At 68.7% G+C, this 25,877-nt stretch carries 25 protein-coding genes; 7 read left to right on the top strand and 18 right to left on the bottom strand.

Going from position 1 to position 25,877, the window contains the following annotated elements:
* Position 1: 1 nt before the first annotated feature.
* From U0R18_RS07540 to U0R18_RS07525, 4 genes are read right to left on the bottom strand one after another with little or no spacing between them, the layout of a single operon-like run.
* A complete protein-coding gene (locus tag U0R18_RS07540; protein ID WP_526367605.1) occupies positions 2-508 on the bottom strand; it encodes a hypothetical protein in 507 nt (168 codons plus the stop codon).
* A 46-nt stretch (positions 509-554) separates the two neighbouring features.
* On the bottom strand, positions 555-1,697 hold the full coding sequence (gene nagA, locus U0R18_RS07535; protein WP_526367604.1) for an N-acetylglucosamine-6-phosphate deacetylase: 1,143 nt from the start codon (positions 1,695-1,697) through the stop codon (positions 555-557).
* Positions 1,698-2,483, bottom strand: a complete 786-nt coding sequence (nagB, locus tag U0R18_RS07530) for a glucosamine-6-phosphate deaminase (protein WP_526367603.1) — start codon at positions 2,481-2,483, stop codon at positions 1,698-1,700. It abuts the gene before it with no gap.
* Entirely contained in the window at positions 2,483-2,953 is a 471-nt protein-coding gene (locus U0R18_RS07525; RefSeq protein WP_526367602.1) for a PTS sugar transporter subunit IIA, read from the bottom strand. The genes nagB and U0R18_RS07525 overlap by 1 nt, the downstream gene beginning before the upstream one ends.
* Before the next feature lie 106 nt (positions 2,954-3,059).
* On the opposite strand from U0R18_RS07525, the gene U0R18_RS07520 reads away from it, so the two are divergent.
* The gene (locus U0R18_RS07520; protein ID WP_526367601.1) at positions 3,060-4,622 is read left to right on the top strand and encodes a PTS transporter subunit EIIC; all 1,563 of its coding nucleotides are present in this window, start codon (positions 3,060-3,062) and stop codon (positions 4,620-4,622) included.
* A gap of 80 nt (positions 4,623-4,702) precedes the next feature.
* Here the strand turns inward: U0R18_RS07520 and U0R18_RS07515 are convergent, their stop codons facing one another.
* Positions 4,703-5,386: an ANTAR domain-containing protein gene (locus U0R18_RS07515; RefSeq protein ID WP_526367600.1), complete on the bottom strand. Its 684-nt coding sequence runs from the start codon at positions 5,384-5,386 to the stop codon at positions 4,703-4,705.
* Between the two features lie 159 nt (positions 5,387-5,545).
* Between U0R18_RS07515 and U0R18_RS07510 the strand changes: the two genes are divergently transcribed.
* The gene (locus U0R18_RS07510) at positions 5,546-7,096 is read left to right on the top strand and encodes a carotenoid oxygenase family protein (protein ID WP_526367599.1); all 1,551 of its coding nucleotides are present in this window, start codon (positions 5,546-5,548) and stop codon (positions 7,094-7,096) included.
* Here the strand turns inward: U0R18_RS07510 and U0R18_RS07505 are convergent.
* Both U0R18_RS07505 and U0R18_RS07500 read right to left on the bottom strand, forming a co-directional pair.
* On the bottom strand, positions 7,066-7,680 hold the full coding sequence (locus tag U0R18_RS07505; RefSeq protein WP_526367598.1) for a GNAT family N-acetyltransferase: 615 nt from the start codon (positions 7,678-7,680) through the stop codon (positions 7,066-7,068). The genes U0R18_RS07510 and U0R18_RS07505 overlap by 31 nt on opposite strands.
* The gene (locus U0R18_RS07500) at positions 7,677-8,120 is read right to left on the bottom strand and encodes a hypothetical protein (RefSeq protein WP_526367597.1); all 444 of its coding nucleotides are present in this window, start codon (positions 8,118-8,120) and stop codon (positions 7,677-7,679) included. The genes U0R18_RS07505 and U0R18_RS07500 overlap by 4 nt, the downstream gene beginning before the upstream one ends.
* Positions 8,121-8,156: 36 nt before the next feature.
* On the opposite strand from U0R18_RS07500, the gene U0R18_RS07495 reads away from it, so the two are divergent.
* Positions 8,157-8,594, top strand: coding sequence for a cupin domain-containing protein (locus U0R18_RS07495; protein WP_526367596.1), 438 nt, complete (start codon positions 8,157-8,159; stop codon positions 8,592-8,594).
* Positions 8,595-8,700: 106 nt separating this feature from the next.
* Positions 8,701-10,395 carry an NAD-binding protein gene (locus U0R18_RS07490; protein WP_526367595.1) on the top strand — a complete coding sequence of 565 codons (1,695 nt, stop codon included), beginning with the start codon at positions 8,701-8,703 and terminating at the stop codon, positions 10,393-10,395.
* Between the two features lie 53 nt (positions 10,396-10,448).
* On the opposite strand, the gene U0R18_RS07485 is transcribed toward U0R18_RS07490, so the two are convergent.
* On the bottom strand, positions 10,449-10,826 hold the full coding sequence (locus tag U0R18_RS07485) for a phage holin family protein (protein WP_526367594.1): 378 nt from the start codon (positions 10,824-10,826) through the stop codon (positions 10,449-10,451).
* 37 nt (positions 10,827-10,863) lie between these two features.
* Between U0R18_RS07485 and U0R18_RS07480 the strand changes: the two genes are divergently transcribed.
* Complete coding sequence (locus tag U0R18_RS07480; protein WP_526367593.1) at positions 10,864-11,520, top strand: response regulator transcription factor; 657 nt, start codon at positions 10,864-10,866, stop codon at positions 11,518-11,520.
* Positions 11,513-13,093 carry a GAF domain-containing sensor histidine kinase gene (locus tag U0R18_RS07475; protein ID WP_526367592.1) on the top strand — a complete coding sequence of 527 codons (1,581 nt, stop codon included), beginning with the start codon at positions 11,513-11,515 and terminating at the stop codon, positions 13,091-13,093. Before U0R18_RS07480 ends, U0R18_RS07475 begins: the two co-directional genes overlap by 8 nt.
* A 38-nt stretch (positions 13,094-13,131) precedes the next feature.
* Here the strand turns inward: U0R18_RS07475 and U0R18_RS07470 are convergent, their stop codons facing one another.
* The 7 genes from U0R18_RS07470 to U0R18_RS07440 form a co-directional block, all read right to left on the bottom strand.
* Complete coding sequence (locus U0R18_RS07470; protein WP_526367591.1) at positions 13,132-13,569, bottom strand: type II toxin-antitoxin system Rv0910 family toxin; 438 nt, start codon at positions 13,567-13,569, stop codon at positions 13,132-13,134.
* Positions 13,570-13,587: 18 nt separating this feature from the next.
* A complete protein-coding gene (locus tag U0R18_RS07465) occupies positions 13,588-13,770 on the bottom strand; it encodes an Rv0909 family putative TA system antitoxin (protein WP_526367590.1) in 183 nt (60 codons plus the stop codon).
* Between the two features lie 109 nt (positions 13,771-13,879).
* Positions 13,880-14,143 carry a hypothetical protein gene (locus tag U0R18_RS07460; protein ID WP_526367589.1) on the bottom strand — a complete coding sequence of 88 codons (264 nt, stop codon included), beginning with the start codon at positions 14,141-14,143 and terminating at the stop codon, positions 13,880-13,882.
* An 87-nt stretch (positions 14,144-14,230) separates the two neighbouring features.
* Entirely contained in the window at positions 14,231-16,627 is a 2,397-nt protein-coding gene (locus tag U0R18_RS07455; protein WP_526367588.1) for a cation-translocating P-type ATPase, read from the bottom strand.
* The gene (locus U0R18_RS07450; RefSeq protein ID WP_526367587.1) at positions 16,624-18,231 is read right to left on the bottom strand and encodes a serine hydrolase domain-containing protein; all 1,608 of its coding nucleotides are present in this window, start codon (positions 18,229-18,231) and stop codon (positions 16,624-16,626) included. Before U0R18_RS07450 ends, U0R18_RS07455 begins: the two co-directional genes overlap by 4 nt.
* On the bottom strand, positions 18,219-19,346 hold the full coding sequence (locus tag U0R18_RS07445) for an MBL fold metallo-hydrolase (protein WP_526367586.1): 1,128 nt from the start codon (positions 19,344-19,346) through the stop codon (positions 18,219-18,221). The genes U0R18_RS07450 and U0R18_RS07445 overlap by 13 nt, the downstream gene beginning before the upstream one ends.
* Positions 19,347-19,354: 8 nt before the next feature.
* Positions 19,355-20,089 (bottom strand): enoyl-CoA hydratase, encoded by a 735-nt coding sequence (locus tag U0R18_RS07440; RefSeq protein ID WP_526367585.1) that lies wholly within the window; start codon positions 20,087-20,089, stop codon positions 19,355-19,357.
* Positions 20,090-20,200: 111 nt separating this feature from the next.
* On the opposite strand from U0R18_RS07440, the gene U0R18_RS07435 reads away from it, so the two are divergent.
* Entirely contained in the window at positions 20,201-21,736 is a 1,536-nt protein-coding gene (locus U0R18_RS07435; protein WP_526367584.1) for a carboxyl transferase domain-containing protein, read from the top strand.
* A gap of 31 nt (positions 21,737-21,767) precedes the next feature.
* Here the strand turns inward: U0R18_RS07435 and U0R18_RS07430 are convergent, their stop codons facing one another.
* The 3 genes from U0R18_RS07430 to U0R18_RS07420 all read right to left on the bottom strand — a co-directional run bounded on the left by U0R18_RS07430 (position 21,768) and on the right by U0R18_RS07420 (position 25,735).
* Positions 21,768-21,956: a hypothetical protein gene (locus U0R18_RS07430; RefSeq protein WP_526367583.1), complete on the bottom strand. Its 189-nt coding sequence runs from the start codon at positions 21,954-21,956 to the stop codon at positions 21,768-21,770.
* A 76-nt stretch (positions 21,957-22,032) separates the two neighbouring features.
* On the bottom strand, positions 22,033-23,868 hold the full coding sequence (locus U0R18_RS07425; protein ID WP_526367582.1) for an ABC transporter ATP-binding protein: 1,836 nt from the start codon (positions 23,866-23,868) through the stop codon (positions 22,033-22,035).
* Positions 23,822-25,735 (bottom strand): ABC transporter ATP-binding protein, encoded by a 1,914-nt coding sequence (locus U0R18_RS07420; RefSeq protein WP_526367581.1) that lies wholly within the window; start codon positions 25,733-25,735, stop codon positions 23,822-23,824. The genes U0R18_RS07425 and U0R18_RS07420 overlap by 47 nt, the downstream gene beginning before the upstream one ends.
* Positions 25,736-25,877: the final 142 nt, after the last annotated feature.

Raw genomic sequence — 25,877 nt, 5'->3', positions numbered from 1 at the left:
GTCAGGGAAACAGCCGCGGGAACATCTCATGCAGCCGTTCCCGGACCTGCCGCTGCTGCGCCGGTGTCGGCGCGGGTGCCGCTGGGGCCATCCGCTCGGCGGACACCACCGCCGACGGGGGCGGGGTACCCAACGCCTGCGCTGGCGCCGGTTCCGGCAACGATGACGGTGTGATCGCCTGTGCGGTGGGCGTTTTCGTGACCGCGGTGACCGGCGGCCGAACGATGGTGGTCGACGAGTTCGAGGCCTTGACGACGAGCGCCACCAGCAGGGCCAGCAGCCCGAGGCCGGCAACCGCGCCAACGGCCGCCAGCACCAGTGTCCGGCGCTCTTCGGCGCCCAGCGCCGGCGGCAACACCCGGGTCTGCTCGAGGGTGTTCTCCGGAGGCGACACGGGCGAGCCGGCAGGTACCGCCGAGAACACCGTCGTCAACTCCTCGGGATCGACGGCGTGGATCGCCTTGCGCAGATCCGCGTCGCGTTCGACCCACAGGGGTGTGGTGTGCATGCCCCGATTGTCGGCAGACAACCTGAGCAGAGCCTGAACGCCCAGCTCAACCAGGGTTGACCAGCCATTCCCCGCGCCGCACGACGCCCGCGACGTTCAGCTGGCCATCCAGCACCACCAGGTCGGCGGGGCCACCGGGGACCAGGCCGTCCACGGGCAGCCCCAGGGCGCGCGCGGGGTTGATCGAAGCCTGGCGGACGGCTTGTGACAGCGCCTCGTCACGGGACAGTCCGCTGTTCTCGACGGCGAATCGGAACACCCGGTCCATGGTCGCGGTGCTGCCCGCGATGGTGTCCGTCCCGGCGATCCTCGCCACCGCGTCGACCACGTCGACGGTCAGCGCCCCCAGCGTGTACGGCCCGTCGCTCATCCCGGCCGCCGCCATCGCATCGGTGATCAGCGACACCCGATCCGGGCCGGCGCTGCGGGACACCTGCCGGTACAGCGCCGGGTGGACGTGCACGCCGTCGTCGATGATCTCCACCGTCACCCGAGGGTCCTCCAGCAGCGCGACGATGGGTCCCGGCTCACGGTGATGGATCGGCCGCATCGCGTTGAAGAGATGGGTGCCCACGGTGGCGCCGGCGTCGATGGCAGCCCGGGTCTGGTCGTACGACGCCTCCGTATGACCAACGGCCACAACAACTCCGGCGTCGACCAGCTGTGAAATCGCCGCCATGACTCCGTCGCGTTCGGGGGCGATGGTCACCATCCGGATGGTGCCGTCGCCCGCGTTCAGCAGACGGTCGATCTCGGCGGCGTCGGGGTCGCGCATGAGCGCGGGGTCATGGGCACCGCAGCGCGCTGCCGAGATCCACGGACCCTCGAGGTGGATCCCCGCGACCACGCCGGCCCGCACATCGGCGGCCAAACCCGTTACCTGGCGCAGTAATTCGTCGGGGCCAGCGGTCACCAGCGAGGCGACGGCGGTGGTGGTCCCGTGCATCGCGTGCGTGTCCGCCGCGGCCGACGTCTCCGCGGGATCCGCCGCGGTGAAGTTCGCCCCGCCACCGCCATGGAAGTGGGTGTCGACGAAGCCGGGCACCACCGTCACCGGACCGAGGGCCCGATCGGCCGCCCGCGGTGGAACCCCAGTGCCGACCGCGGCCACCACAGCGCCGGAAACGTCGATCCAGCCGGGCCGCAACAGTTCCCGGCCGGTGTGAACGGCGTCGGCGGTGAGCAGCATTCAGATGCCCTGCCATTGGGGCTTGGACCGGTACGCCTCGCGGTAGTAGTCGATGAGTTGCAGGCGACTGGCGGCGGCGCCATCGAGCAGCACGGTCACGTGCGGGTGGTGCTGCAGGATCGATCCGGGCCACATCGCGGTGACCGCACCCTCGGCCATGTGGTGAACGGCCTCGGCCTTGCCACGCCCGGTGGCCACCAGCACCACGTGCCGAGCCGACATGATGGTCCCCAGGCCCTGCGTCAGGCAGTGCGTGGGAACGGCGTCGACGTCGTCGTCGAAGAACCGGGCGTTGTCCACCCGGGTCTGGTGCGTCAGGGTCTTGATGCGGGTCCGCGAGGCCAGCGACGACCCGGGTTCGTTGAACCCGATGTGCCCGTCGGTGCCGATCCCGAGGATCTGCAGGTCCACCCCACCGGCAGCACTGATCGCCGCTTCGTAGGCCGCGCAGGCCGCCGGGATGTCGGACGCCAACCCGTCGGGGCCCTGCACCGCGCCGGGTGCGAAGTCGACCCGGTTGACGAAGACGGTGTCGATGACCGTCCGGTACCGCTCGGGATGATCGGCCGGCAGCCCGACGTACTCGTCGAGGGTGAAGCCCCGCGCCTGCGCGAAGGACACGTTGCCGGCGGCGTGGCGCGCGGCCAGTTCGTCATAGATGGCCAGCGGCGACGATCCGGTGGCCAACCCCAGCACCGCATCCGGTTTGCGTTCCAGTAGCGCCTGGATCGCGTCGGCCCCCAGGGCGCCGATGGCGGCGACATCGGGCAGGATGATGACTTCCACTACTTGACCGCCGTGAAAATAACTGTCCCGGAACCGATTTCAGCACTCGCTCGGACGGCGTCGGAGGCCACCACGTTTCCCGGCTCACGCTCGTCCATGACCACCACGGGCACAATGGGATTGAGCCCCCTGGCCACGACGGCCGGCACGTCGTAGGTGGTGATCAGCTGACCCGCGGTGACATCGTCACCCTGATTCACGTGCGTGGTGAAGCCGGCGCCGTCGAGTGCGACGGTGTCCAGCCCGAGGTGCACCAGTACACCGACGTTGTCGGCGGTCATGATGACGTAGGCGTGCGGCATCAGCTTGAGCAGTTTGCCGCTCACCGGCGCCACCGCGTCCACGACTCCGCGCGGCGGGTCGACGGCAGCACCGTAGCCGACCATGCCGGCCGAGAACACTGGGTCGGGAACGTCGGCGAGCGCCACGGCGCGCCCCGAAACGGGTGCCAGCACAGGTGTCTGACTCACTTCGGTCTCCTTTGAGCGGCTTCTTGATCATCGAAGCACGCGAGCACACCTCGCGGTCGGTCTTTCTCCTCTAGGCTTCGGCTGAACTTCGCCGAGGGAGATCAGCATGAGCGACGCCACGAAAGCCGATGCCACAGCAGGCAAATCGGGCCTGCGTATACCCGGTTTCGCGCAGCTGCAACGGCTCGGCAAGAGCCTCATGCTGCCGATCGCCGTGCTGCCGGCCGCCGGCATCCTGCTGCGGCTCGGTCAGGACGATCTGCTGGGCCGGATCAAGGCGCCGGTGATCGGCCCGTTCTTCCAGGCCATGAGCGCCGCCGGCGGCGCGCTGTTCGACAACCTGCCGCTGTTGTTCGCCGTCGGCGTGGCAATCGGTTTCGCGCGCAAGGCCGATGGGTCCACCGCGCTGGCCGCGGTGGTCGGCTACCTGGTGATGCAGGCGGTCTTCAAGACGATGTCGCCCGTGGTGCTCGTCGATGTCGTGGACAAGGCCGGCAAACAGGCACAGATCAACTACAGCGTGTTCAGCGGCATCATCGTCGGTCTGCTGACCGCGTGGTTGTTCGACCGGTATCACACCATCCAATTGCCCTCGTATCTGGGCTTCTTCGGCGGCCGCCGGTTCGTGCCGATCGTGGTGTCGCTGGCCTGCCTGTTCATCGCCTTCGCGATGAGCTACTTCTATCCGATCTTCAACACCGGCCTGACCGGCCTGGGCAAGTTCATCGGCGGTTCCGGCGCCCTCGGCGCGTTCGTGTACGGCTTCGCCAATCGGATGTTGATCCCGGTCGGACTGCACCACATCCTGAACTCCTTTGTGTGGTTCCTCTACGGCGACTACACCAAGCCCGACGGCACCGTGGTCACCGGCGAACTGACCCGGTTCGCGGCCGGCGACCCCACCGGCGGCCACCTGACGGCCGGCTTCTACCCCATCCTGATGTTCGGCCTGCCGGCCGCCGCGCTGGCGATGATCCACGTGGCCAACAAGAAGCAGAAGAATGTGGCACTGGGCATCCTGGCGGCGGCCGGGCTGACCGCCTTCCTGACCGGTGTCACCGAACCGCTCGAATTCGCCTTCATGTTCGTGGCGTTCCCGCTGTACCTGATCCACGCGGTGCTCACCGGCCTGTCGCTCGCGATCGCCTACCTGCTGGACATCCATCTGGGCTTCTCGTTCTCGGCGGGCCTGATCGACCTGCTGCTCTACGGCACGGCCCCGGCCGCCAAGAACATCCCGCTGCTGATCGGTATGGGCGTGGTGTTCTTCGCCCTCTACTACCTGCTGTTCCGGTTCGCCATCACGAAATGGAACCTGCGCACCCCGGGCCGCGAGCCGGAAGCCGAGTTCGACGCCGAGCAGCAGGCCAACCTGACCGAGGGCGCCGAATCGGCCACCGCGATCGTCGCCGGCACCGGGGCCGTGGCGACCGTCCCGGACACCCGGGCCGAACAGCTGATCGCCGCGTTCGGCGGCCGGGAAAACCTGGTGAACGTCGACGCGTGCATCACCCGGCTGCGCATGGAGGTGGCCGACAAATCGAAGGTGGACCAAGCCCGGCTCAAGGCGCTGGGCGCCGCCGGTGTGCTCGAGGTCGGCAACAGCGTGCAGGCCGTCTTCGGCACCCAGTCCGAGGTACTCAAGGACGAGATCCGCAACGCGCTGTAGCGGCCACCCACCGGCGCCGAGATCGACGTCTTGGCGCGAGTTACTCGTACTTTCGCACCGAAACGTACGTTTCGGCGTGGTTAGCCCCGGGTGTCGATGACCCGCTTGGCGATGTCGACGAGCTTGACGTTCTCGGTCTGCGACAGTTCCCGCAGCAGCTCGAACGCGCGGACGGCATCGACGTTGTAGCGCTCCATGATGATGCCCTTGGCCTGACCGATCAGATCCCGGGTGCTCAGCGCCGACTGCAGCTGCTCGCCCTGCCGGCTGGCCAGGATGGCCGCCGCCGCGTGCGCGGCGAGCACCTGACCCACCCCCTCGTCGTCCGGGCCGAATGCCCCGGGCTGCATCGCGAAAATGTTCAGCGCCCCGGCGTTGCGGTTGGAGGTGTACAGCTTGAAGGACAGGGCGCTGCGCACACCCAGCGCCAGCACCTCCGCCGAGTAGTGCGGCCAGCGCTGCTCGCGCTGGAAGTCGTCGGTCCGCACGATCAACTCGTCGATGGCGGCCTCGATGCACGGACCCTCGCCGTGTTTGATCTGCAGCTGGTCCAGCTCGTACATCAGGTCGGAGGTGGCCGCCTGGGTCTCGAACTTCTCGGACTTGTTGAACAGCAGGAAGCCCGCGTGGTCGGCCCCCGGAATGACCTCGAGAACGGTGCGGGTGACCCCTTCGAGCACGTGGTCGACGCTCAACGGCACCGCGAGCTGGCGCGCCAGGGCGGCCATCCGCGGGGCGAGATCGTCACCGGAGTCGAGCGTCACGCAGAGTACTTTGGCACAAACGGCACGCCGCGGTGACGTTTGTGCGGTCGCGCTGGGGGCAATGCAGACCGGAGGGTCTCGCCGGTTCAGAACGCGAGCCGGCGAGACCGCCCCGATCCGGCCCGGCCGCCGGTCCGGTTGACGTACGGTCGAAGCGCTATGGATGTTGAGGTCATCGGCAAGTTCCTCGCGACGCTGCCCGAGGACGACGATCACCCGTACCGAACGGGGCCATGGCGGCCGCAGACCACCGAGTGGGCCGCCGACGATCTGACCGTGGTCGACGGGGAATTGCCCGCCGACCTCGACGGGGTCTACCTGCGCAACACCGAGAACCCGCTGCATCCGGCGCTGCGGTTCTACCACCCGTTCGACGGCGACGGAATGATCCACATCGTCGGCTTCCGCGACGGAAAAGCGTTCTACCGCAACAGATTCGTCCGGACCGACGGGTTCGCGGCGGAGAATTCCGCCGGCGGGCCGCTGTGGCCGGGCCTGGCCGAACCGATCGAACTGGCCAAGGTGGACCACGGCTGGGGTGCGCGCACCCTGATGAAGGATGCGTCGAGCACCGACGTGGTGGTGCACAACGGGATGGCGCTGACCAGCTTCTATCAGTGTGGCGACCTGTACCGCGTGCACCCGCTGACCGGCGAGACGCTGGGCAAGGAGACCTGGAACGGCGGCTTCCCGCAGGAATGGGGCGTGTCGGCGCATCCCAAGGTCGACGCCACCACGGGCGAGTTGCTGTTCTTCAACTACAGCAAGCAGGCGCCGTACCTGGGCTACGGCGTGGTGGACGCGGACAACAACCTGACGCACTACACCGATGTGCCACTACCCGGCCCGCGGCTGCCGCATGACATGGCGTTCACCCCGAACTATGTGATACTCAACGACTTTCCGCTGTTCTGGGATCCCACCCTGCTCGGGGCCGGCATCCACCTGCCGGGCTTCCACCGCGATATGCCGTCGCGGTTCGCGGTGGTTCCGCGCCGCGGCGACGCCGGGGACTTCCGGTGGTTCGAGGCCGACCCCACCTTCGTGCTGCATTTCACCAACGCCTACGAGGACGGCGACGAGATCGTGCTCGACGGCTTCTTCGAAGAGGACCCGTCGCCGACCGATACCAGCGGGGACAAGTGGCAGAAGGCATTTCGCTTCCTCGCCCTGGACCACCTGAAGACCCGGCTGCACCGCTGGCGGTTCGACCTGGTGACCGGAGCCTGCCGCGAGGAACGCCTGACCGACTCCATCACCGAGTTCGGCATGATCAATCCGGACCGGGCCGGCTCCGGCTACCGCTACGTGTATGCCGCCAGCGGGGTGCCGGGCTGGTTCCTGTTCGACGGCCTGGTCCGTCATGACCTCGAAACCGGTGCCGAGCAACGGTTCTCCTTCGGCGACGGGGTATTCGGCAGCGAGACAGCCGTAGCTCCCAGGGTGCCTCGGGCCGGTTCAACCGGCGAGGATGACGGCTACCTGGTCACGCTCACCACCGACATGAACGACGACGCGTCCTACTGCCTGGTGTTCGACGCCGCCCGGCTCTCCGACGGTCCGGTGTGCAAACTGGCTCTGCCGGAACGGATCTCGAGCGGAACGCACAGCACCTGGGTGGCCGGCTCCGACATTCGGCGATGGCACAGCGCCGACACCGCCGCCGGCGCACTCGGCCTTCAGGACGAGCGCGCGCGCGTCAACCGGTGACGCAGATTCGCCCGCACCGCCGGCCATTCGATGTCCAGGATCGAATACACGGCGGTGTCCCGGCGTGATCCGTCGGGCAACAGCTGGTGACTGCGCAGGATTCCGTCGAGCTTGGCGCCCAGGCGTTCGATCGCGGCCCGGCTGGCAGCGTTGAGGTAGTGCGTGCGGAATTCGACGGCAACGCAGCCGAGCGTCTCGAAGGCGTGGGTCAGCAACACCAGCTTGGTCTCGGTGTTCACGCCGGTGCGCCGGGCCGACGACGAGTACCAGGTATGCCCGACCTCGAGGCGCCGGTTGGCCGCGTCCACGTGGAACATGCTGGTCGATCCGACCGCAGCCCCCGCGAGATCACCGTCGAGCCGCCGGACCACGAACGTCACACCGGAGTCGCCCTCCTGCATCGCGATCATGCGGTGCACCCACGCCTCGGCGGCCCCCGGGGTGGGGGCGCTGGTGAACCACAGCGCGCCGTTGTCGCTGTCCCGCGCCGCGGCTTCGATGTCGGGAATGTGTTCGGCTCGTAGTGGTTCCAGCCCCACCCACTGATCGCCCGTCAGGACGACCGGCTCGACGAATCGGCTCATCGTCCGGTCCGGGTGGAACGCAGCGCATGGATCAGGGCCCACACCGAGCAGACGATCGCGGCCGCGACGGCGCCCACCGCCACGTAGAGGCCATACCCGGCGGCCACGGCGTGCGCAACGTGCAGCCGGTAGTACCAGCCGGTCAGCGCCGCCACGCCCGCCGAGATGAGCAGCGCGGCCACCGCCGCCCAGCGCGCCGAGATGTCCCGGCCCGCCATGGCTCCGGCCACCAGCAGGGCCGAGGCGAGCAGGACGATGAGCTGTCCGGGCCCGAATTGCGCGGGGAGTTCGAGGCTGCCGTGGGTGCCGCCGATCGCGTTGGCCCGGCCACCGCCGCCCGCCGATGTGGTCAGCCACGGCAGCCAGACGCTGACGGCCAGTACGGCTGCCGACAGCGCGACCAACCAGCCGGGCCGTAGGCGAGTGCTCCGCCGGATCACGGCCTGACCATACGCCACTCCGCCTACGCTGTCGGCATGACCGAACTGCCCGGCTGGGCCCGGCAACTGGACCTGCAGCCGCACCCCGAGGGCGGCTGGTTCCGTGAAACCTGGCGGAGCGCCCTGACGATCCCGGCCGCCGAGCTGCCCCCGGACTACTCCGGGCCGCGCCACGCCGGCACCGCGATCCTGTTCCTGTTGATGCCCGGCCAGCAGTCCGCTTGGCACACCGTGCGCAGCGCCGAGCTCTGGTTCTTCCACCGGGGCGGCCCACTCGAGTTGGAGGTCGGCGCCGAACGCGACACGGCCACAACGCAATTGCTCGGTAGTGACATCGCCGCCGGCCAACAGCCGCAGTTCGTCGTCCCCCCCGGGCACTGGCAGCGCGCCCGCCCCGTCGCCGGAGAACCCTGCCTGGTGAGCTGCGTAGTGGTGCCCGGCTTCGACTTCGCCGACTTCACCATGCACGGGTAGTCCCCGCGTCGTAGTGTTGCTCACCGATGCTCTGCTCAGCGCAGGCTGCGGGTGCCACTCGTACGTTGTGTCAGTGGTTGCCGAGCAGATTTGAGGGGGTGTGCGGATGCCGGGTCACATGATCGTGTGCGGCGATGACGGCCTCGCGGAACGCATTGCCGAGGAACTGCACAGCGCGGGAACAACGGTCGTGCGACTGGACAGCGCCGCCGGCCTGCACCAGGCCGGGATCACCACCGCCACCGCCATCGTCTGCGTCGGTCCCGACGATGCGACCAACCTCGAAATCTCGCTGCAGGCACGGCAACTCAACCCCGACGTCCGCGTCGTCACCCGGCTGGCCAACAGCGTCCTGCGTGACGCCGTCGCCGAGGCGAACGGCCAGGGCGCGGTCCTCGACGTCGCCGACCTGGCGGCGTCGTCGGTGGTCGAGGCCTGTCTGGCACGCACCACGCATGACATCTCGGCCGCCGGCATCGACTTCGTCGTGTCCGGCGCCGACGCACCGCGGGAGGCCAGTCTGCGCGAGTTGTTCGGCGACCTCGCGCCGGTTGCAGTGGTACGCGGCGACAACTCGGACACCCCCGGTGAGGTCGTCGCGTGTCCGGGCCGCGACGAGATGGTCCGGCAGGGCGACTGGACCGCGATGATCGGCACCGCCGAGGAACTGCTCGAGCAGGGCATCACCGTGGCCGCGCCGCGGCGCCGCGGCAGCATGACGAGCACCCCGCTGCGCAGGTTCGGCAACGGCATCCGGTCGCTGTGCGAGGACGTCAACCCCGGCTTCTTCAAGGCCATGGGGGTGTCGATTTCGCTGCTGCTGTTCGCCACCGTGCTGCTGCGTTTCACCTATCATAAGCCGGGTATGAGTTTCGTTGATGCCCTTTACTTTTCGACCGAAACCATCGCAACCGTGGGCTACGGCGACTTCAGCTTCATCGGCCAGCCGACCTGGCTGCGGTTGTTCGCGATCCTGCTCATGTTCGCCGGCGTGACGACGACGGCGATCGTGGTGGCCTTCGTCGCCGACCTGCTGCTGTCCCGGCGGCTGGCCCAGTCGGCGGCCCGACGCCAGGTCCGCTACCTGTCGGGGCACGTGATCGTCGTCGGCCTGGGTTCGTTCGGGCACCGGGTGCTCAGCGACCTCGAGGCCGCCGGCCACAACGTCGTCGCCATCGAGAACAACCCCGACAACCGGTTCCTGTCCTCGGCGGCCGAGCTGGATGTGCCCGTGATCCTGGGCGACGCGACCCTGCGGCAGACCCTGGACGACGCCCGGGTGGGCACCGCCTCGGCGATCGCCGTCCTGACCGAGAACGACATGGTGAACATCGAGACCGGCATCGTCGTGCGTGAATCGCTCGGCGATCGCTGGGCGCGCACACCGGATCAGCCGGGTGTTCCGGTGGTGTTGCGAATCTTCGACCGCACTCTGGGGGCGGCGGTGTCCAGTCGGTTCGGGTTCGCCAACGTGCGTTCCACCGTCGAACTGGCCGCACCGTGGTTCATCGGCGCGGCGATGGGGCTGCAGGTGTTCGGCACCTTCTCGGTGGGTCAGCGCTCGTTCATGGTCGGCGGTGTGCGGGTCGATCGGGGCAGCCAGCTCGACGGCATCCGGATGATCGACCTGGCCACCCAGACGCGGGTGGTCGCGATCGCCCGCGCGGGCGGCGGGCGGGAGATGCATCCGCGGCGCGATACGGTGCTCAACGCCGGCGACACCGCCTATCTGGTGGGTCCGTACCGGGAACTGCTGGCCACGCTGCGGCGCGGCAGTTCGGATCCCGAGCACGCGGACTGAACCGACCGATCTGCTCAGCGGCGGCCGCGAGACCGCCTCGACGTTCGTGTCCGTCAGCGCTGAACAGCGCGGGTGAGCACCAGCTTCGGCAGGACCAGCGTCGCCAGCGCCGTCACCAGCCACACCACCACCGTCGCGGCCACCCACGATCCCAGGCCCCGGATCGACAACCCGCTGCTGAACAGCGACGCCAGGATCAGCGCCGTCAGCGTCGAGACCAGCCCGATCCCGCCGAGGAACGCCGACGCGTACCGGCTGGCCATCTTCAGGAAGAAGGGCGCCAGGATGGCCTGGGCCACGGCGAAGATGATGACCGCGACGACGAATCCCAGCGGCCTGACCGTCATACCGGGAACGATCAGCGAGGCGACCAGCAGGCCGATCGCCGCCGAGGCCAGGAAGACAATTGTGCGCAACAGGAAGCGAACCATCCGCCGAGCGTAGCCACTTTCGGATTAGGGTTGGTCCGTGATCTCCGTCTTCCTCGTCGACGACCATGAGGTCGTTCGCCGCGGCCTCGTCGACCTGCTCAGCGGCGACCCCGAACTGACCGTCGTCGGCGAGGCGGGTTCGATCGCCGAGGCCAAGGCCCGCATCCCGGCGGCACGGCCCGATGTGGCGGTGCTGGACGTGCGCCTGCCCGACGGCAGCGGTATCGATCTGTGCCGGGACCTGCTGGCCACCCACGACGGGCTGCGCTGTCTGATCCTGACCTCCTTCACCGACGAGCAGTCGATGCTCGACGCCATCCTGGCCGGCGCCAGCGGCTACGTGGTCAAGGACATCCGGGGCATGGAACTGGCGCAGGCCATCAAGTCGGTCGGCTCGGGCAAGTCGCTGCTGGACAATCGCGCCGCGGCCGCGTTGATGTCCAAACTGCGCCAGGAGACCTCCGAGCACGAGGCCGGCGAGGACCCCCGCGTGCACGACCTGTCGGCCACCGAACGGACCCTGCTCGAACTGCTCGGTGAGGGTCTGACCAACCGTGAGATCGGCGAGCGGATGTTCCTGGCGGAGAAGACCGTGAAGAACTACGTGTCGCGACTGCTGGCCAAGCTCGGACTGCACCGGCGTACCCAGGCGGCCCTGCTGGCCGCCGAGCTGCGCCAGCGGCGCGATGACTGAGAACCTGCACGTCCGCGACGGCCTGATCGACGCCATGCTGGCGGTCACGTCGGGCCTCGACCTCGAACGGACGTTGCCGACCGTCGTGCGCACCGCGATGCATCTGGTCGACGCGCGCTACGGCGCGCTGGGAGTCCTGGCCTCCGATGTACGCGGCGGTCTCGACCGCTTCGTCTACCGGGGTATCGACGACGCGACCCGCGCCCGCATCGGCGCGCTGCCCGACGGGCACGGCGTCCTGGGTGTGCTCTTCGAGAAACCCGTTCGCATCAAAGAACTTTCGAGTCATCCCGCCTCGGTGGGGTTCCCCGCGCACCATCCGCCGATGCACACCTTCCTGGGGGTGCCGATCCGGATCCGCGACCAGGTGTACGGCAACCTGTACCTGACCGAGAAAGCCGATGGCCGCGAGTTCACCGAGGACGACGAGGTCCTGGTGCTGGCCCTGGCCGGCGCCGCGGGCATCGCGATCGACAACGCCCGGCTGTACCAGGCGGCGCGAACCCGCCAGATCTGGATCGAGGCGACGCGCGACATCTCCACCGACCTGCTCGCCGGCGCCGACCCGGTGACCGTGCACGGCCAGATCGCCGAGCAGGCCACCGGGCTGACCGGCAGCGCCTACAGCGCGCTGCTGATGCCGGTCGGCGACGAGACCGACGACGAGCTGCGCGTCACCGCGTCCACCCGCGCCGACCTCATCGGAGTCAGCGTCGCGATCGCCGACTCCGCCGCCGGCCAGGCATTCCGGGAACGAACCCCATTGCACGTCAAGGACTTCCGGGATCTCGGTGGGAGTGGTGCGGACGCGCTGGTGTTGCCGATGCGCGAGCCCGATGCGGCGTCGGGCGTGCTGGTGTCCGTCGCATCCGACGGAGCGGCGTACACCGCCGATCAGCTCGCGACGCTGGCCGCATTCGCCGACCAGTCCGGCCTGGCCCTGCATCTGGCGCAGTCCCAGGCCGATGCCGTCGCCTCACTGCGCAAACTCGACGTGCTCACCGACCGCGACCGCATCGCGCGCGACCTGCACGACCACGTCATCCAGCGACTGTTCGCCATCGGGCTGTCGCTGCAGGGCGCGATGAGTGTCGACTCCGACCGCAACAACCAGCGCATCTCCAGGGCCCTCGATGACCTGCAGGAGGTGGTGCAGGAGATCCGGACCGCGATCTTCGACCTGCACGGCGGCAGCGTCACCCGACTGCGCCAGCGGCTCGAACAGGCGGTGACGCAGATGACCGCCGATTCCGTGGTGCGCCCGACGCTGCACGTCAGCGGCCCGCTCTCGGTGGTGGACGCGGTGCTGGCCGACCATGCCGAGGCGGTGGTACGCGAGGCTGTCAGCAATGCGGTCCGTCATTCCGGGGGATCGACGGTGTCCGTCGGCGTCACGGTCGACGACAACCTGACCATCACGGTCACCGACGACGGCGCGGGCTTCCCCACCGAGACCACCCGCAGCGGGCTGGCCAACCTGGCCGCGCGGGCCCGCGAATGCGGCGGGCGACTCGAGACCGGCGCCGGGCCGGGCGGTGGGAGCCGCCTGATGTGGACGGCCCCGCTGCCCTGAGCCCGCTTGTCCTACAGCCGAACTGAATACCAAGACGGTCAGGCGGGAGAGAAAACCGTCACGAAATTGTTGAGTGATTCCCGAATGTCGCCCTTGAGCGCACCGGCGACCACCATCCCGATGGGCCCGAACAGCGCGGGCCCACCGAGGTGGACATCGAAGATGACCGTCGAGCCGTCTCCGCTCGGCTTGATCTTGGCCATCAGCTTGATCTTGACCCCACCGCGACCGTCGCCGTTGAGCGTCATCCCCTCCGGTGGCTTGTAGTGCACGATGTTCCACTTCACCCGATTGGCCATGCCCTTGACCTCGACGATCGATTCGATCGTGGTGCCTTTTTCCAGCGTCTCGGGCAGCGTGCTGCGCCAGACCCGGTGGATGGTCAGCCAGTCCTTGAACCGGGGGAGGTCGGACGCGGCCGCCCAGGCCTGTTCCGGCGGCAGTGGAACATCAACGGAGACAGAGAGTTTCGCCATATTTCAGCCGGAGCCCGCCTACTTCTCGTCGCCGGCGAACTTGTCCGCGGCACCCTTTGCGGCGTCCTGCGCCTTGTCGACGGCGGCGGCGAACTTGCCGCCGGTCTTCTCGTCGACGATGTCTCCGGCCTTGTCGATGGCCTCGCCGACCTTGTCGATGTTCTTCTCGACGGCTTCCTTCGCCTTGTCCAGGAACGACATGTCCGGACTCCTCTCAGCTAGTAGACGGCAATACTGGTCCATTCATACCACCGGGAGACGCACCCGATGGCGCAATGGTGGGCCGCCAGTACGGCGGCCCACCGACCCGCTACGCCTGGTCGGCCGCGCCCTTGACGTCGGTCTTCGCGTCGCCGGCCAGATCCTTGGCCTTGTCCACCGCACCGCTGGCGGCGTCCTTGGCCTTGTCCACCGCATCGGTGGCGGCGTCCTTGGCCTTGTCCACCGCGCCGGTGGCGGCGTCGCGCGCGTCGGCGACCTTCTCCTCGACGAAATCGCCCGCCTTGTCCAGCGCCTCTTTGGCATCCGACACCGCACCCGACACCGCATCCTTGGCCTTGTCCAGGGATGACATGGTTCGCCCCTTCTGTTCCACGGCACCGTGCCGAGGTTTGCGCACCTGATTGTTGCGGCGTTCAGCTAACACCACAAGGGGTTTCGGCTACTGGAACAGTTTCCTGGACTCCCCGAGCCACCTGCCCTGCATCCACCACAGGATTTCGATCACGACAGCTCCGGCAAACCCGATAGCGATCGCGGTGACCGTCAGCGCAACATTCGATGGATCGAGCATGAATTTCGTGCGGGCCAAGGGGATCGAGAAGATCACCACGTAGGCCAGGCCGGAGGTCACCACCAGCGCGATGCGCCACCACTGGTACGGCCGGGCCACGGTCGCCAGCACCCACAACGCCGAGATCAGCAGCGTGATCAGGGCCGCGGTGGACGCCTGCGTCTGACGCTCGGGCGTCACGCCGTGCCAGGGGTACGCGATCAGGTAGCAGATGAACGTCGCGATCCCCACCGTCAGCCCCGAGGGCAGGGCGGCGAGCATGACCCGGCGCACGAACCCGGAGTGGGCGCGTTCATTGTTGGGAGCCAACGACAGGACGAATGCCGGGATACCGATGGTGAACCAGGCCGCGATGGTGACGTGGATGGGCTGGAACGGGAACAGCAGTGGGGTGCTGTGGGTCAGCGCCGCCACCAATCCCCAGATGCCCACCAACAGCGCCAGCCAGACGGAGTACACCGTCTTGGTGAGGAACAGATTGGAAACCCGCTCGATGTTGCCGATGACGCGGCGGCCCTCACCCACCACATAGGGCAGGGTCGCGAACTTGTTGTCCAGCAATACGATCTGGGCGACGGAACGGGCCGCGGGGCTACCCGACCCCATGGCCACACCGATGTCGGCATCCTTGAGCGCCAGGACGTCGTTCACGCCGTCGCCGGTCATCGCCACGGTGTGATCACGGGCCTGCAGCGCATGCACCATGGAGCGCTTCTGATCCGGGCGGACCCGGCCGAAGACGGTGTACTCCTGCATCGTGTCGGCCAGCGCGGCGGGCTCGCCGGGCAGCCGGCGGGCATCCATCACCTCGCCGTGCAGACCCAGGGAGCCGGCCACCGCACCCACCGAGACGGCATTGTCCCCCGAGATGACCTTGACCGAAACATTTTGTTCGGCAAAGTATTCCAATGTCTGCTGGGCGTCCGGCCGCACCCGCTGCTCGAGAACCACCAGCGCGACGGGCGTCACCTCGCCCGGGGCATCCGGCGCATCCACCGGGCGGTCGCTGGCACCCAGCAGCAGCACCCGCAGGCCCTTGGCGCCGATCTGTTCGGCCTGCGCAGCCACCGGCGAGCCGGCCGGTGCCAACACATCCGGGGCTCCGATGACCCAATTGCCCTGCCCCGCATAGGAGGCGCCGCTCCACTTGGTGGCCGATCGGAACGCGGCCGTCGCAGTGGCCGTCCAGCCGGGTTTCGTGGCGTACGCCTCGGCGATGGCCTGCATGCTGGCGTTGGGCCGGGCGTCGTCGGCGGCCAGCGACGCCAGGACGTCGGCGGCGTCCACCCCGCCGTCCCCCGCGTCGGCACCCTCCACCGGGGTGACGTTCGACAGCCGCATGCCGTTCTCGGTCAGCGTGCCGGTCTTGTCGGCGCACACCACGTCCACCCGGGCCAGACCCTCGATGGCAGGCAGCTCGTTCACCAGGCACTGGCGGCGGCCCAGCCGGATGACCCCGACGGCGAAGGCCAGCGACATCATCAGCACCAGGCCTTCGGGCACCATCGGCACCAGCGCACCGACCATCCGCAGCAGCGATTCACGCCACCCGACGTGCGTGGTGAACAGCTGGGTGTAGATGGTCAGCAGGCCCGCCGGCCACAGCAGGTAGGTGATGAACCGGAGGATCTTGTTGACACCGGTACGCAGTTCGGAATCCACCAGGGTGAACTTGCTGGCCTCCTCGGCCAGCCGGGCGGCGTAGGCCTCGCGACCGACCTTGGTGGCGCGATAGGCGCCGGTGCCGGCGACGACGAAACTGCCCGACATCACCGGATCGCCGGCGTCCTTGTCGATCGGATCGGCCTCCCCGGTCAGCAGCGATTCGTCGACCTCGATGTTGGTCTCCTCGACGAGTTCACCATCGACCACGATCTGATCACCGGGGCCCAGTTCGATGATGTCGTCGAGCACCACCTCGTTGGCCGGCAGGGCGGCGGTCCCCGACTGCCGGCGCACCGTCGGACGCGCCTGTCCCACGATCGCCAGCTTGTCCAGGGTGGCCTTGGCCCGGATCTCCTGGATTATGCCGATGGCGCTGTTGGCGATGATGAGCAGCCCGAACAGCCCGTTGATCAGGGAGCCGGTGGCCAGCACGATGAGGAACAGCACACCGAGGATGGCGTTGATCCGCGTGAAGACGTTGGCCCGGACGATCTCCTGCACCGTGCGCGACGCCCGGTTGGGGACATCGTTGGTCCTGCCGGCCGCGATCCGCTGGGCCACTTCGGCATCGGACAGACCCGTGCTGGTTGCGGCGGTCATCGCGTGAACGTCCCCTTGCCGTCGGCGTCGAAGTACTCCAGGACCAGCCGGTTGCCGTCGAACGTCGCCGTGGAGATGCTGCCCGGCGGCGAGTTCTCGGTCACCATCGAGAAGGTGAACACGTTGCCATCCCAATGGGCCAGTGGCGCAACGAGTTTGGGCCCCAGCGTCAGCGTCAACCCGCCGCCGCTCTCACTGACGCGCGCCGGCCCCCAGTACGGGTTCGCATAGGTACCCGCGTAGGACGGGAGCGGTTGCGGCGGAACCGGTTTGGCCGGTGGCGTCCGGCCCGCCAACGATCCGACCGGGCGCTCCATCGGGGCGAAGGCGTTGTCGTGGTAGAGCTGGTACCAGTTCTGGCGGACCTGGCCGAACTGAACCAGATCGGCGAACTGGGCGGTCAGCGCTTCGGCGACACCGCTCGGGGTCGCGTTGGTCAGCGCCACGATCGCGACGTCGGCCGCCGGGATCATGAGGAAGTTGCTGCCGGCGCCGAGTTCGAATGCGCCGGAATGACTCAGCTGCACCCGGCCCGCCGCGTTGGTGCCCACATTGAAGCCGTACCCGTAGAAGCCCGAGCGCATGGCCGGATCGGAGGCCCGGTCGGAGGTGATCTGCGGCGTCAGCGCCGGCAGCAGCGCCTTGGGGTCCACGATCTGATGGCCGCCGAAGGAGCCGTCACCGAGCAGCATCGTCATCCACCGCGCCATGTCGTTCACCGAGGAACTCACCCCGCCGGCGGGTGACTGGGCGTCGGCGTCGCGCACCGTGTTCCCGGCCGCCGGTTCATACCGTCCGTCGACGTGGATGTGCCCGACCGCACGATCGGACCGGGCCGCATAGTCGGCGAACCGCGAACTGGTCGACGCCATCCCCAGCGGCCGGTAGAGCACCTCGTCGGACAGGTCCGCCCACTTCTCGCCCGCGCCGGCGGCCACCGCCTCGGCCGCTGCCGTCACACCGAAGTTGGTGTAGGCGTACGAAATTCGAAACGGATCCAACGGCAGGTCACGCAGATGATCGAGCACGTAGCGACGATCGTAACCGAGATCCTCGAGCAGATCGCCCGCGTGGTCGGGCAGTCCGGAGCGATGCGCATACATGTCACCGATGGTGACCATCCGGGTGATGTCGGGGTTCGACAGCTGGAACCACGGGAGTTTCGACGCCACCGGGGTGTCCCAGCCGATCGCCCCGACACCGACCTGGTGCGCCACCACCGTGGCCCCCAACGGCTTTGACAGCGAGGCCAGCTGGAACACCGTGTCGGCGTCGACCCGGTTCTGCTGGCCGTCGCCCGCGCGGATGTCCCTGACACCGAAACCCTTGGCGTACAACGTCTTACCGCCGTGAACGACGGCCACGGCCAGCCCCGGGATTCCGGAGGCCCTCATCAGATCGGCCGCCAGCTGGTCGATGCTGTCGACCGCGTGCTGAACGGCGTCGGGCCCGATCGTGTTGTCCACCGCCAGTTGTGGGGACTGCCCGGCCAGCGAGGTGGGGATCGCCGGGGGTGGTCCAACCGGTTCGTCCGGGCCGCATCCACTGAGCACCAGCGCAACGGCGGCTGCCAGCACCGCCCCGGCTCGAATCACAGATTCCACCAGTCTTCCGCCGAACCCGGCTGCGGGCCGGTCGATCCCGCCCGGACCTGACCGCCGGGCATCGGCACCGCCACCTTCACGCCCGCCGACCGGGCCGCCGCGAGCAATCGCTCGACGGGTTCGGACCACGGGTGCGGCGCCAACCGGAAGGTGGCCCAGTGAATCGGCACGAACACGCCGGCGTCGACGTCGGTGACGTCGAGGTGTGCACGCACCGCCTCCTCGGGGTTCATGTGGATGTCCGGCCAGCCGGGGTGGTAGGCACCCACCGGCATCAGGGTGAGGTCGAAGGGCCCGTACTGATTGCCGATGTCGGCGAAACTACCGGTGTAGCCCGTGTCACCGCCGAAGAACGCGCGATGCCGCGGCCCGATCATCGCCCACGACGACCACAGCGTGGTGTTGCGGGTGAGGAACCGGCCGGAGAAATGGCGCGCCGGTGTGCAGACGATGCGCAGGTCGCCGACCCGCGCCTCGGCCTCCCAGTCCAGCTCGACGACACGTTCCGGGGCGATGCCCCAGTGCCGTAGGTGCGCGCCCACGCCCAGCGGCACGAAGAACCGGCACCGCTGCGTGCGGGCCAGCGACCAGATGGTGTCGACGTCGAGGTGGTCGTAATGGTCGTGGCTGATGATCACGGCGTCCAGCGCCGGCAACGCGTCGAGTTCGGCCGGCACCGGGTGCAGGCGCTGCGGGCCGACGGTGTGCGACGGCGAACAGCGCTCGCTCCACACCGGATCGGCGAGCACCCGGTAACCGTCGATCTCGATCAGGACACTGGAATGCCCGAACCAGGTGACACCCAGATCGACGGCCGGCCCCGTGAAGTCGGGGCGCGCCAACGGGATCGGCGCCGACGGCCGCGCAGTGTCACGCCCCAGCACCAGGTCACGCAGCAGCATGCGGCGTTCCTCGGCGCTCAGACTGATCGACGACGAGGACTCGAGGTTGACGAAGACACCGTCCCGGAAATTCGGGGAATCCCCGGCGGCCGCCTCGATCGCGTCGGCGTCGGCGCCCAGTGCCACCGGCGCGCCGTGCGCGGCCCGCAGGACCCACCCGCCGGCAGCCAGCGCCGCACCGCCGCCGGCGAGCCGCATCACCTGCCTGATCACGGGGCGCCCTAGGCGCCCTGGAAGATCGGCGCGCGTTTCTCGATGCGCGCGACCTGGGCCTCGACGACGTCGTGACTGCTCCAGGCGCGGTCGAACATCGCCTTGTGCTCGGGCCGCGACTCCTCGTAAGCGCCGTCGTCGTTGAGCACCCGCTTGGCGTGCTGCAGGGCCAGCGGCGCGTAACCGGCGATCTCGGCGGCCCAGGCCTGCGCATCCACCAGATCGCCGATCCGGTTCGCCATCCCGGTGTGCAACGCGGTCTCGGAGCTCAGCCGCTCGGCGGCCAGCAGCATGCCACGGGCCCGGCCGGCGCCGACCAGCGACGTGAGCCGCCGGATACTCCAGTTATCCAGTGCCAGACCATATTTGGCAACCGGGAACTGGAAGTAGGCATCCGGGGAAACCACCCGCAGATCGCAGATCATCGCCAGGATCACGCCGGCGCCGATCGCCGGCCCGTTGATCGCGCCGATCACCGGGGCCGGGGCCCGGTCGATCGCCAGGTTGAGCGCCAGCGCCTTGTCCGGCAGCTTCTCCGCCATCCCGGCGGCATCGGTGAGATCCGCACCGGAACTGAACACCGGCCCCGCACCCGTGAGCACGATGGCCCGCACGTCCTGCTCGGCGGCATGCTCGATGGTTTCGCGGAGGCCGTCGACGAGCTCGACGTTCAGCGCGTTGCGGCGGTCGGCACGCTGCATCTCGATGGTCATGACAGGGCCATTGCGGGTGATACCGATCATTCCGCCACCTTAGTAACTCCACCGCCGAGCGCTCAGTGAGGTACGTGAACCGCAGGTCAGAACGTACGTGATTGAGCGCTCGGCGAACCGCGGCTGGCTACGCTTCATCAGGTGAGCCGGATCAGCGCTGCCCAGCTGCGCGACACCATCCTGGATCCCGGATCGTTCGTCAGCTGGGACGCCGCTCCGATCGATGTCGAGCCGTCCCCGCAATACGCCGCGGAACTTGCTGAGGCACGGGAGAAAACCGGCCTGGATGAGTCCGTGCTCACGGGCGCGGGCACCGTGGCGGGCCGGCCGGTGGCCGTCGTCGCCTGCGAATTCGACTTCCTGGCCGGATCGATCGGCGTCGCCGCCGCCGAACGCGTCACCGCGGCCATTGAGAGGGCTACCGCGGAAGGTCTTCCGCTGTTGGCCTCCCCCAGCTCCGGCGGGACCCGGATGCAGGAGGGGACGGTGGCGTTCCTGCAGATGGTCAAGATCGCCGCTGCCGTCACCCTGCACAAGCGGGCCCACCTGCCCTACCTGGTCTATTTGCGACATCCGACCACCGGCGGCGTGTTCGCCTCCTGGGGGTCGCTGGGGCATATCACCGTGGCCGAACCGGGCGCGCTGGTCGGCTTCCTCGGACCGCGGGTCTACGAACAGCTCTACGGGCGGCCGTTCCCACCCGGCGTGCAGACCGCCGAGAACCTCCGACACCACGGCGTGATCGACGGCGTGGTGGCCCTCGACCAGCTGCGGCCCACCCTGGACTGGGCGTTGCGGGTGGTGGCCGATCCACCCGGGGAGCCGCCGGCGCTGCCACCCGCCGAGGCCGTGGCCGACGTCCCCGCCTGGGTGTCGGTCGAGGCGTCACGCCGTCCCGACCGTCCCGGCGTCGCCGAACTATTGCGCCACGGCGCCAGCGAACGCGTCCTGTTGTCGGGTACGGGCGAGGGCGAGGCCGCCACCACCCTGTTGGCCCTGGCCCGATTCGGTGGCCAGCCCCTGGTGCTGCTCGGCCAGCGCCGCCAAACCGGCGGGTTCGGCGAGCGGTGGGGTTCCGCGAGCACGAGGCCCGCCGACAACGAAAGCGGCGGACTGGTCGGTCCCGGCGCGCTGCGGGAGGCCCGCCGCGGGATGGCCCTGGCCGCGGGATTGCGGCTGCCGCTGGTGCTGGTGATCGACACCGCCGGGCCGGCGCTCTCGGAGGAGGCCGAGGAGGGCGGCCTGGCCGGCGAGATCGCGCGGTGCCTTTCCGATCTGGTCACCCTGGACGTCCCCACGGTCTCGGTGCTGCTCGGTCAGGGCAGCGGCGGCCCGGCACTCGCGATGGTGCCCGCCGACCGGGTGCTGGCCGCGCTGCACGGCTGGCTGGCCCCGCTGCCACCGGAGGGCGCCAGCGCGATCGTCTTCCGCGACACCGACCACGCACCGGAACTCGCTGCGGCACAAGGAGTTCGATCGGCCGACCTGCTCCGCAACGGGATCGTCGACGTGATCGTGCCCGAGAATCCCGACGCCGCCGACGAGCCGGTCGAGTTCTGTCAACGGCTCGCCGGGGTGATCGCCGCGGAGGTGGCCGCGCTCCGGTCAACCCCCGACGAGGGGCGGATGACGGCCCGGCTGCAGCGCTACCGGCGCCTCGGGCTGCCGCCCGGGTGATTTCGGTGCAATAACCGTCGCCCAGCGACGGTCAGCGCACCGAAGTCCCTCTCAGCCGGTCGGTGTCGGCGGCCAGGAAGTCGGCGATCACCTGGAGCTCGCCGTACGAATACCGCTCCATCAGCTCATCGAACGCGGGGCCGATCGGGGCGCCGGTGTGCTCCTGATCCAGGCGGCGCAGTTCGACCAGGAGCTGCAGGCGTGAACGCTGCTCGAGCATTGGCCGATTGTAGAACTCCAGGTGATTTCGGTGCAGCAACCGTCGGCGAGCGACGGCCATTGGACCGAAATCCCCGTTAGGCCAGGGACCGCAGCCAGGCCTCGTGCAGGGCGGCGTACTGCCCGTCGCCCGAAATGAGGTCGGCCGGCGGACCGTCCTCCACGATGCGGCCGTGTTCGAGCACCAGCACCCGGTCGGCGATCTCGACCGTCGAGAGCCGGTGCGCGATCACCAGCGCGGTGCGGTTGGCCAGCACCGTCTTCAGGGCGCGCTGCACCATCCGCTCGCTCGGGATGTCCAGCGACGACGTCGCCTCGTCGAGGATCAGCACCGCCGGATCGGCCAGAAAGGCCCGCGCGAACGCCACGAGCTGACGCTGTCCCGCGGACAGCCGACTGCCGCGCTTGGCCACATCGGTGTCGTACCCGTCGGGCAGCGCGTCGATGAACCCGTCGGCGCCGACGGCTTTCGCTGCGGCCCGGATCTGCGCGTCGGTGGCGTCGGGACACCCGAACCGGATGTTGTCGGCGACGGTTCCGTCGAACATGAAGTTCTCCTGCGTCACCATCACCACCCGTCGGCGCAGATCGGCCTGGGCCAGCGTCCGGACATCCACGCCGTCGAGGCGCACCACCCCCGAGAGCGGGTCGTAGAACCGGGCGATGAGCTTGGCGATGGTGGTCTTGCCGGCCCCGGTGGTGCCGACGAGCGCGACCGTCTGCCCGCCCGGGATCTCCAGATCGAGCCCCGGCAGGACGACCCGGTCGGGCACATAGCCGAAGGTGACGTCCTGCAAGCTCAGCGCTCCCCGAACGGGTTCGGCGGGCGGGACAGGACGCTGCGGGTCCGCGATCGCCGGCCGGACCGCCAGCACCCCGGCCAGCTTCTCCAGCGCCGACGACGCCGACTGAAAAGTGTTGAAGAACTGGGTGATCTCCTGCATCGGCTCGAAGAACATCCGCAGATAGAGCAGGAACGCGGCCAGGGTGCCGATGGTCATCTCGCCGTGCAGCACGCGGTAGCCGCCGTAGAGCAGCACCGCACCGGTGGTGACGTTGCCGACCAGCTTGACGCCCGGCATGAAGACGGCGAGCAGCTTGAAGGTCTTCTCGTTGATATTGCGATAACGGTCGGCGACGGAATCGAAGATCTCCTGATTGCGCGGCTCGCGCCGGTAGGCCTGCACCGCCTTGATCCCCGTCATCGTCTCGACGAACTGGACGATCACCAGCGCGGCGCTGTCGCGCACCTCCCGGTAGGTCCTGGCCGACTCGGCGCGGAACCACGCCGCCAGCGCGACGAGGATCGGGAAGGCCACCAGGCACATCAGGCCGAGCCGCCAGTCCAGGTAGATCAGCAGCGCTGCCGTACCGAACAACGTCAGCACCGCCGTGATCAGACTGTCGAAACCGGTCTCCAGCATTTCCTGGATCGCCTCGACGTCGTTGGTGGAGCGACTGACCACCCGGCCCGAGGTGTAGCGATCGTGGAACGCGATGTCGAGGCGGCCGAAATGCCGGAACACCCTGCGCCGCAACTCGAGGAGCACCGTCTGGCCGACCTGGCCGGAGCGGCGCAGGAAGAACAGTCGACTGGTGGCCTGAACGGCCACCACCACACACAGGATCCCGACGATCACCAGCAGCTCGCGCGTCGAACCACTCGCCGCGATGGGCGGAATTCCGTGGTCGATGCCACGCTGAACCAGGATCGGAACACTCAGGCGGGCAACATTTTCCAGCACCACCACGACGGCCAGCAGAATGACCGCCGAGCGGTGCGGCAACAGCAGGGAGGTCAGCAGCTGCCGGGCCTCGCGGCGGCGCGGCAACGCCTCGTCCACCGGCAGGTCCTCGGCGGGAACGTCATCGGGAATCTCGTCGAGGCGCCCGCGCCAGTCGGTACTCGTCATCCTCCATCACCTCCTCCCGTCGTGCCCGCTGCCAGGCCTCGTCGGCCTGCCACGGTTCGTTGCGTTCACACCCGTCGTCGAGTTCGTCGTCCGCGGAGAGCAGGTACCGGTAGCGCGGCACGGTGGCCAGCAACTCGGCGTGGGTGCCGACGTGCGTGATGGTGCCGTGCTCGAGCAGGGCGACCCGGTCGGCCAGCAGCACCGTGGACGCCCGGTGCGCGACGACGACGCCGGTGACCCCGTGCAGCGCAGTGCGCAGCGCGTCGGTGACGGCCGCCTCGGTGTGCACGTCCAGCGCGGACAGCGTGTCGTCGAGTACCAGGATCGCGGGGTCGGCGACGATGGCCCGCGCCAGCGAAAGTCGTTGGCGCTGACCGCCCGACAGACTCATGCCCTGTTCGCCGATGCGGGTGTCCAGCCCGAACGGCAGGTCGTACACGAATCCGGCCGCGGCAATGTCGATGGCGGCGGCGACGTCGTCGTCGGACGCGTCCGAGCGGCCCAGCCGCAGATTCTCGGCCACTGACATCGAGAACAACGCCGGGTCCTCGAACGCGGTTGCCACCGCGGCCCGCAACGCCGACAGCGTCAGGTCGCGGATGTCCGTGCCGTCGATGCGGATGGCGCCCTCGGTGACGTCGTAGAGTCGTGAGAGCAGCGCGGTCAGCACCGACTTGCCCGATCCGGTTGCCCCGACGAGTGCGACCGTCTCCCCCGGTTCGATGGTCAGATTCACCTGCCGCAGCGCCCAATTGGCATCGTCGTTCCCGTCATCCTGGGATCCGAACCGGAACCCGACGTCGACCAGTTCGAGACGCCCGCCGCGGGGCGTCTCGGTGCGCGGGCCGTCGGTGATCTCCACCGGTGCGTCGAAGATCTCGGCGACCCGGTTGGCCGCCGTCATCGACTCCTGGGTCATCGACAGCAGGAACCCCAGCGACGCGATCGGCCACACCAGCGACAACATCATCGTGATGAACGCGACGAGGGTGCCCATCGTGACCAGCCCCTGCCCCGCCGCGTAGGCGCCGAATCCGAGCACCACGATGAGGGTGAGATTCGGGATGACCTCCAACAGGGTCCAGAACCGCGCGGACACGGCGACCTTGCGGACCTGGATGTCGTACAGGTCGGTCACCTGCTGGTCGAACCGGTCGAAGACGTAATCCTCGCGGCCGAAGGACTTGACCACCCGAACCCCCAGCGCCGCCTCCTCGACATGGGTGGCCACCACCCCCGACCGGTCCTGCGCCTGCCGGGACAGCCGGGTGAACTCACGCTCGAAGTGCAGCACCGTCATGGTGATCGGCAGCACGGACAGCAACACCACCACGCCGAGCGGCCAGTACATGACGAGCAGGATCGCGGTGACAATAGTGATCTGAATCCCGTTGAGCACCAGGAAGATCAGGCCGAAGGACAGCAAGCGGCGAATGGTGGCGAGGTCGTTCATCACCCGGGAGAGCAGCTGACCCGACTGCCACCGGCCGTGGAAGGACATCGGCAGGATCTGCAGTCGCGCATAGAGGTCCTTGCGGATGTCGGCCTCGACGCCCATCGTCGAGCGGGCCACCAGCCAGCGCCGGATGAACCACAACACCGCCTCAGCGACGCCGATGGCCAGGGCCGCGGTGCCCAGCACCCACAGACCCCGCTGGTCCTGGTGGCGGACCGGTCCGTCGATGACGGCCTTGGTCATCAGCGGAATGCCGATGGTGGCCAACACACTCAGGATGGCGGCGACGATCATCGCGATCCAGCGGGTCCGGTACGGCAACAGATAGGGCAGCAGCCGCGCCAGATCGGACCATCCGCGGGGATGCGGCGGGGGTGCGGCGATCGCGGACCGCCGCGATTCACCGTGCATCCCATTCACCTGCCGTCCGGTTCGATTTCATCCGCGAGGGACAACAAGGCGCTCCATACCCTCATTCCGATGTTCGCATGCCGGGCAATCGGTGATCGGCTCGACGAGCGTGCATGGAATCCCGTCCCGGACGGCGTGTCGG

The organism is Mycobacterium sp., assembly GCF_046330795.1.
Classification (GTDB): Bacteria; Actinomycetota; Actinomycetes; order Mycobacteriales; family Mycobacteriaceae; genus Mycobacterium.
Note: the sequence above shows the minus strand (reverse complement) of the source record. Positions and strands in the feature narration are given on the sequence as shown.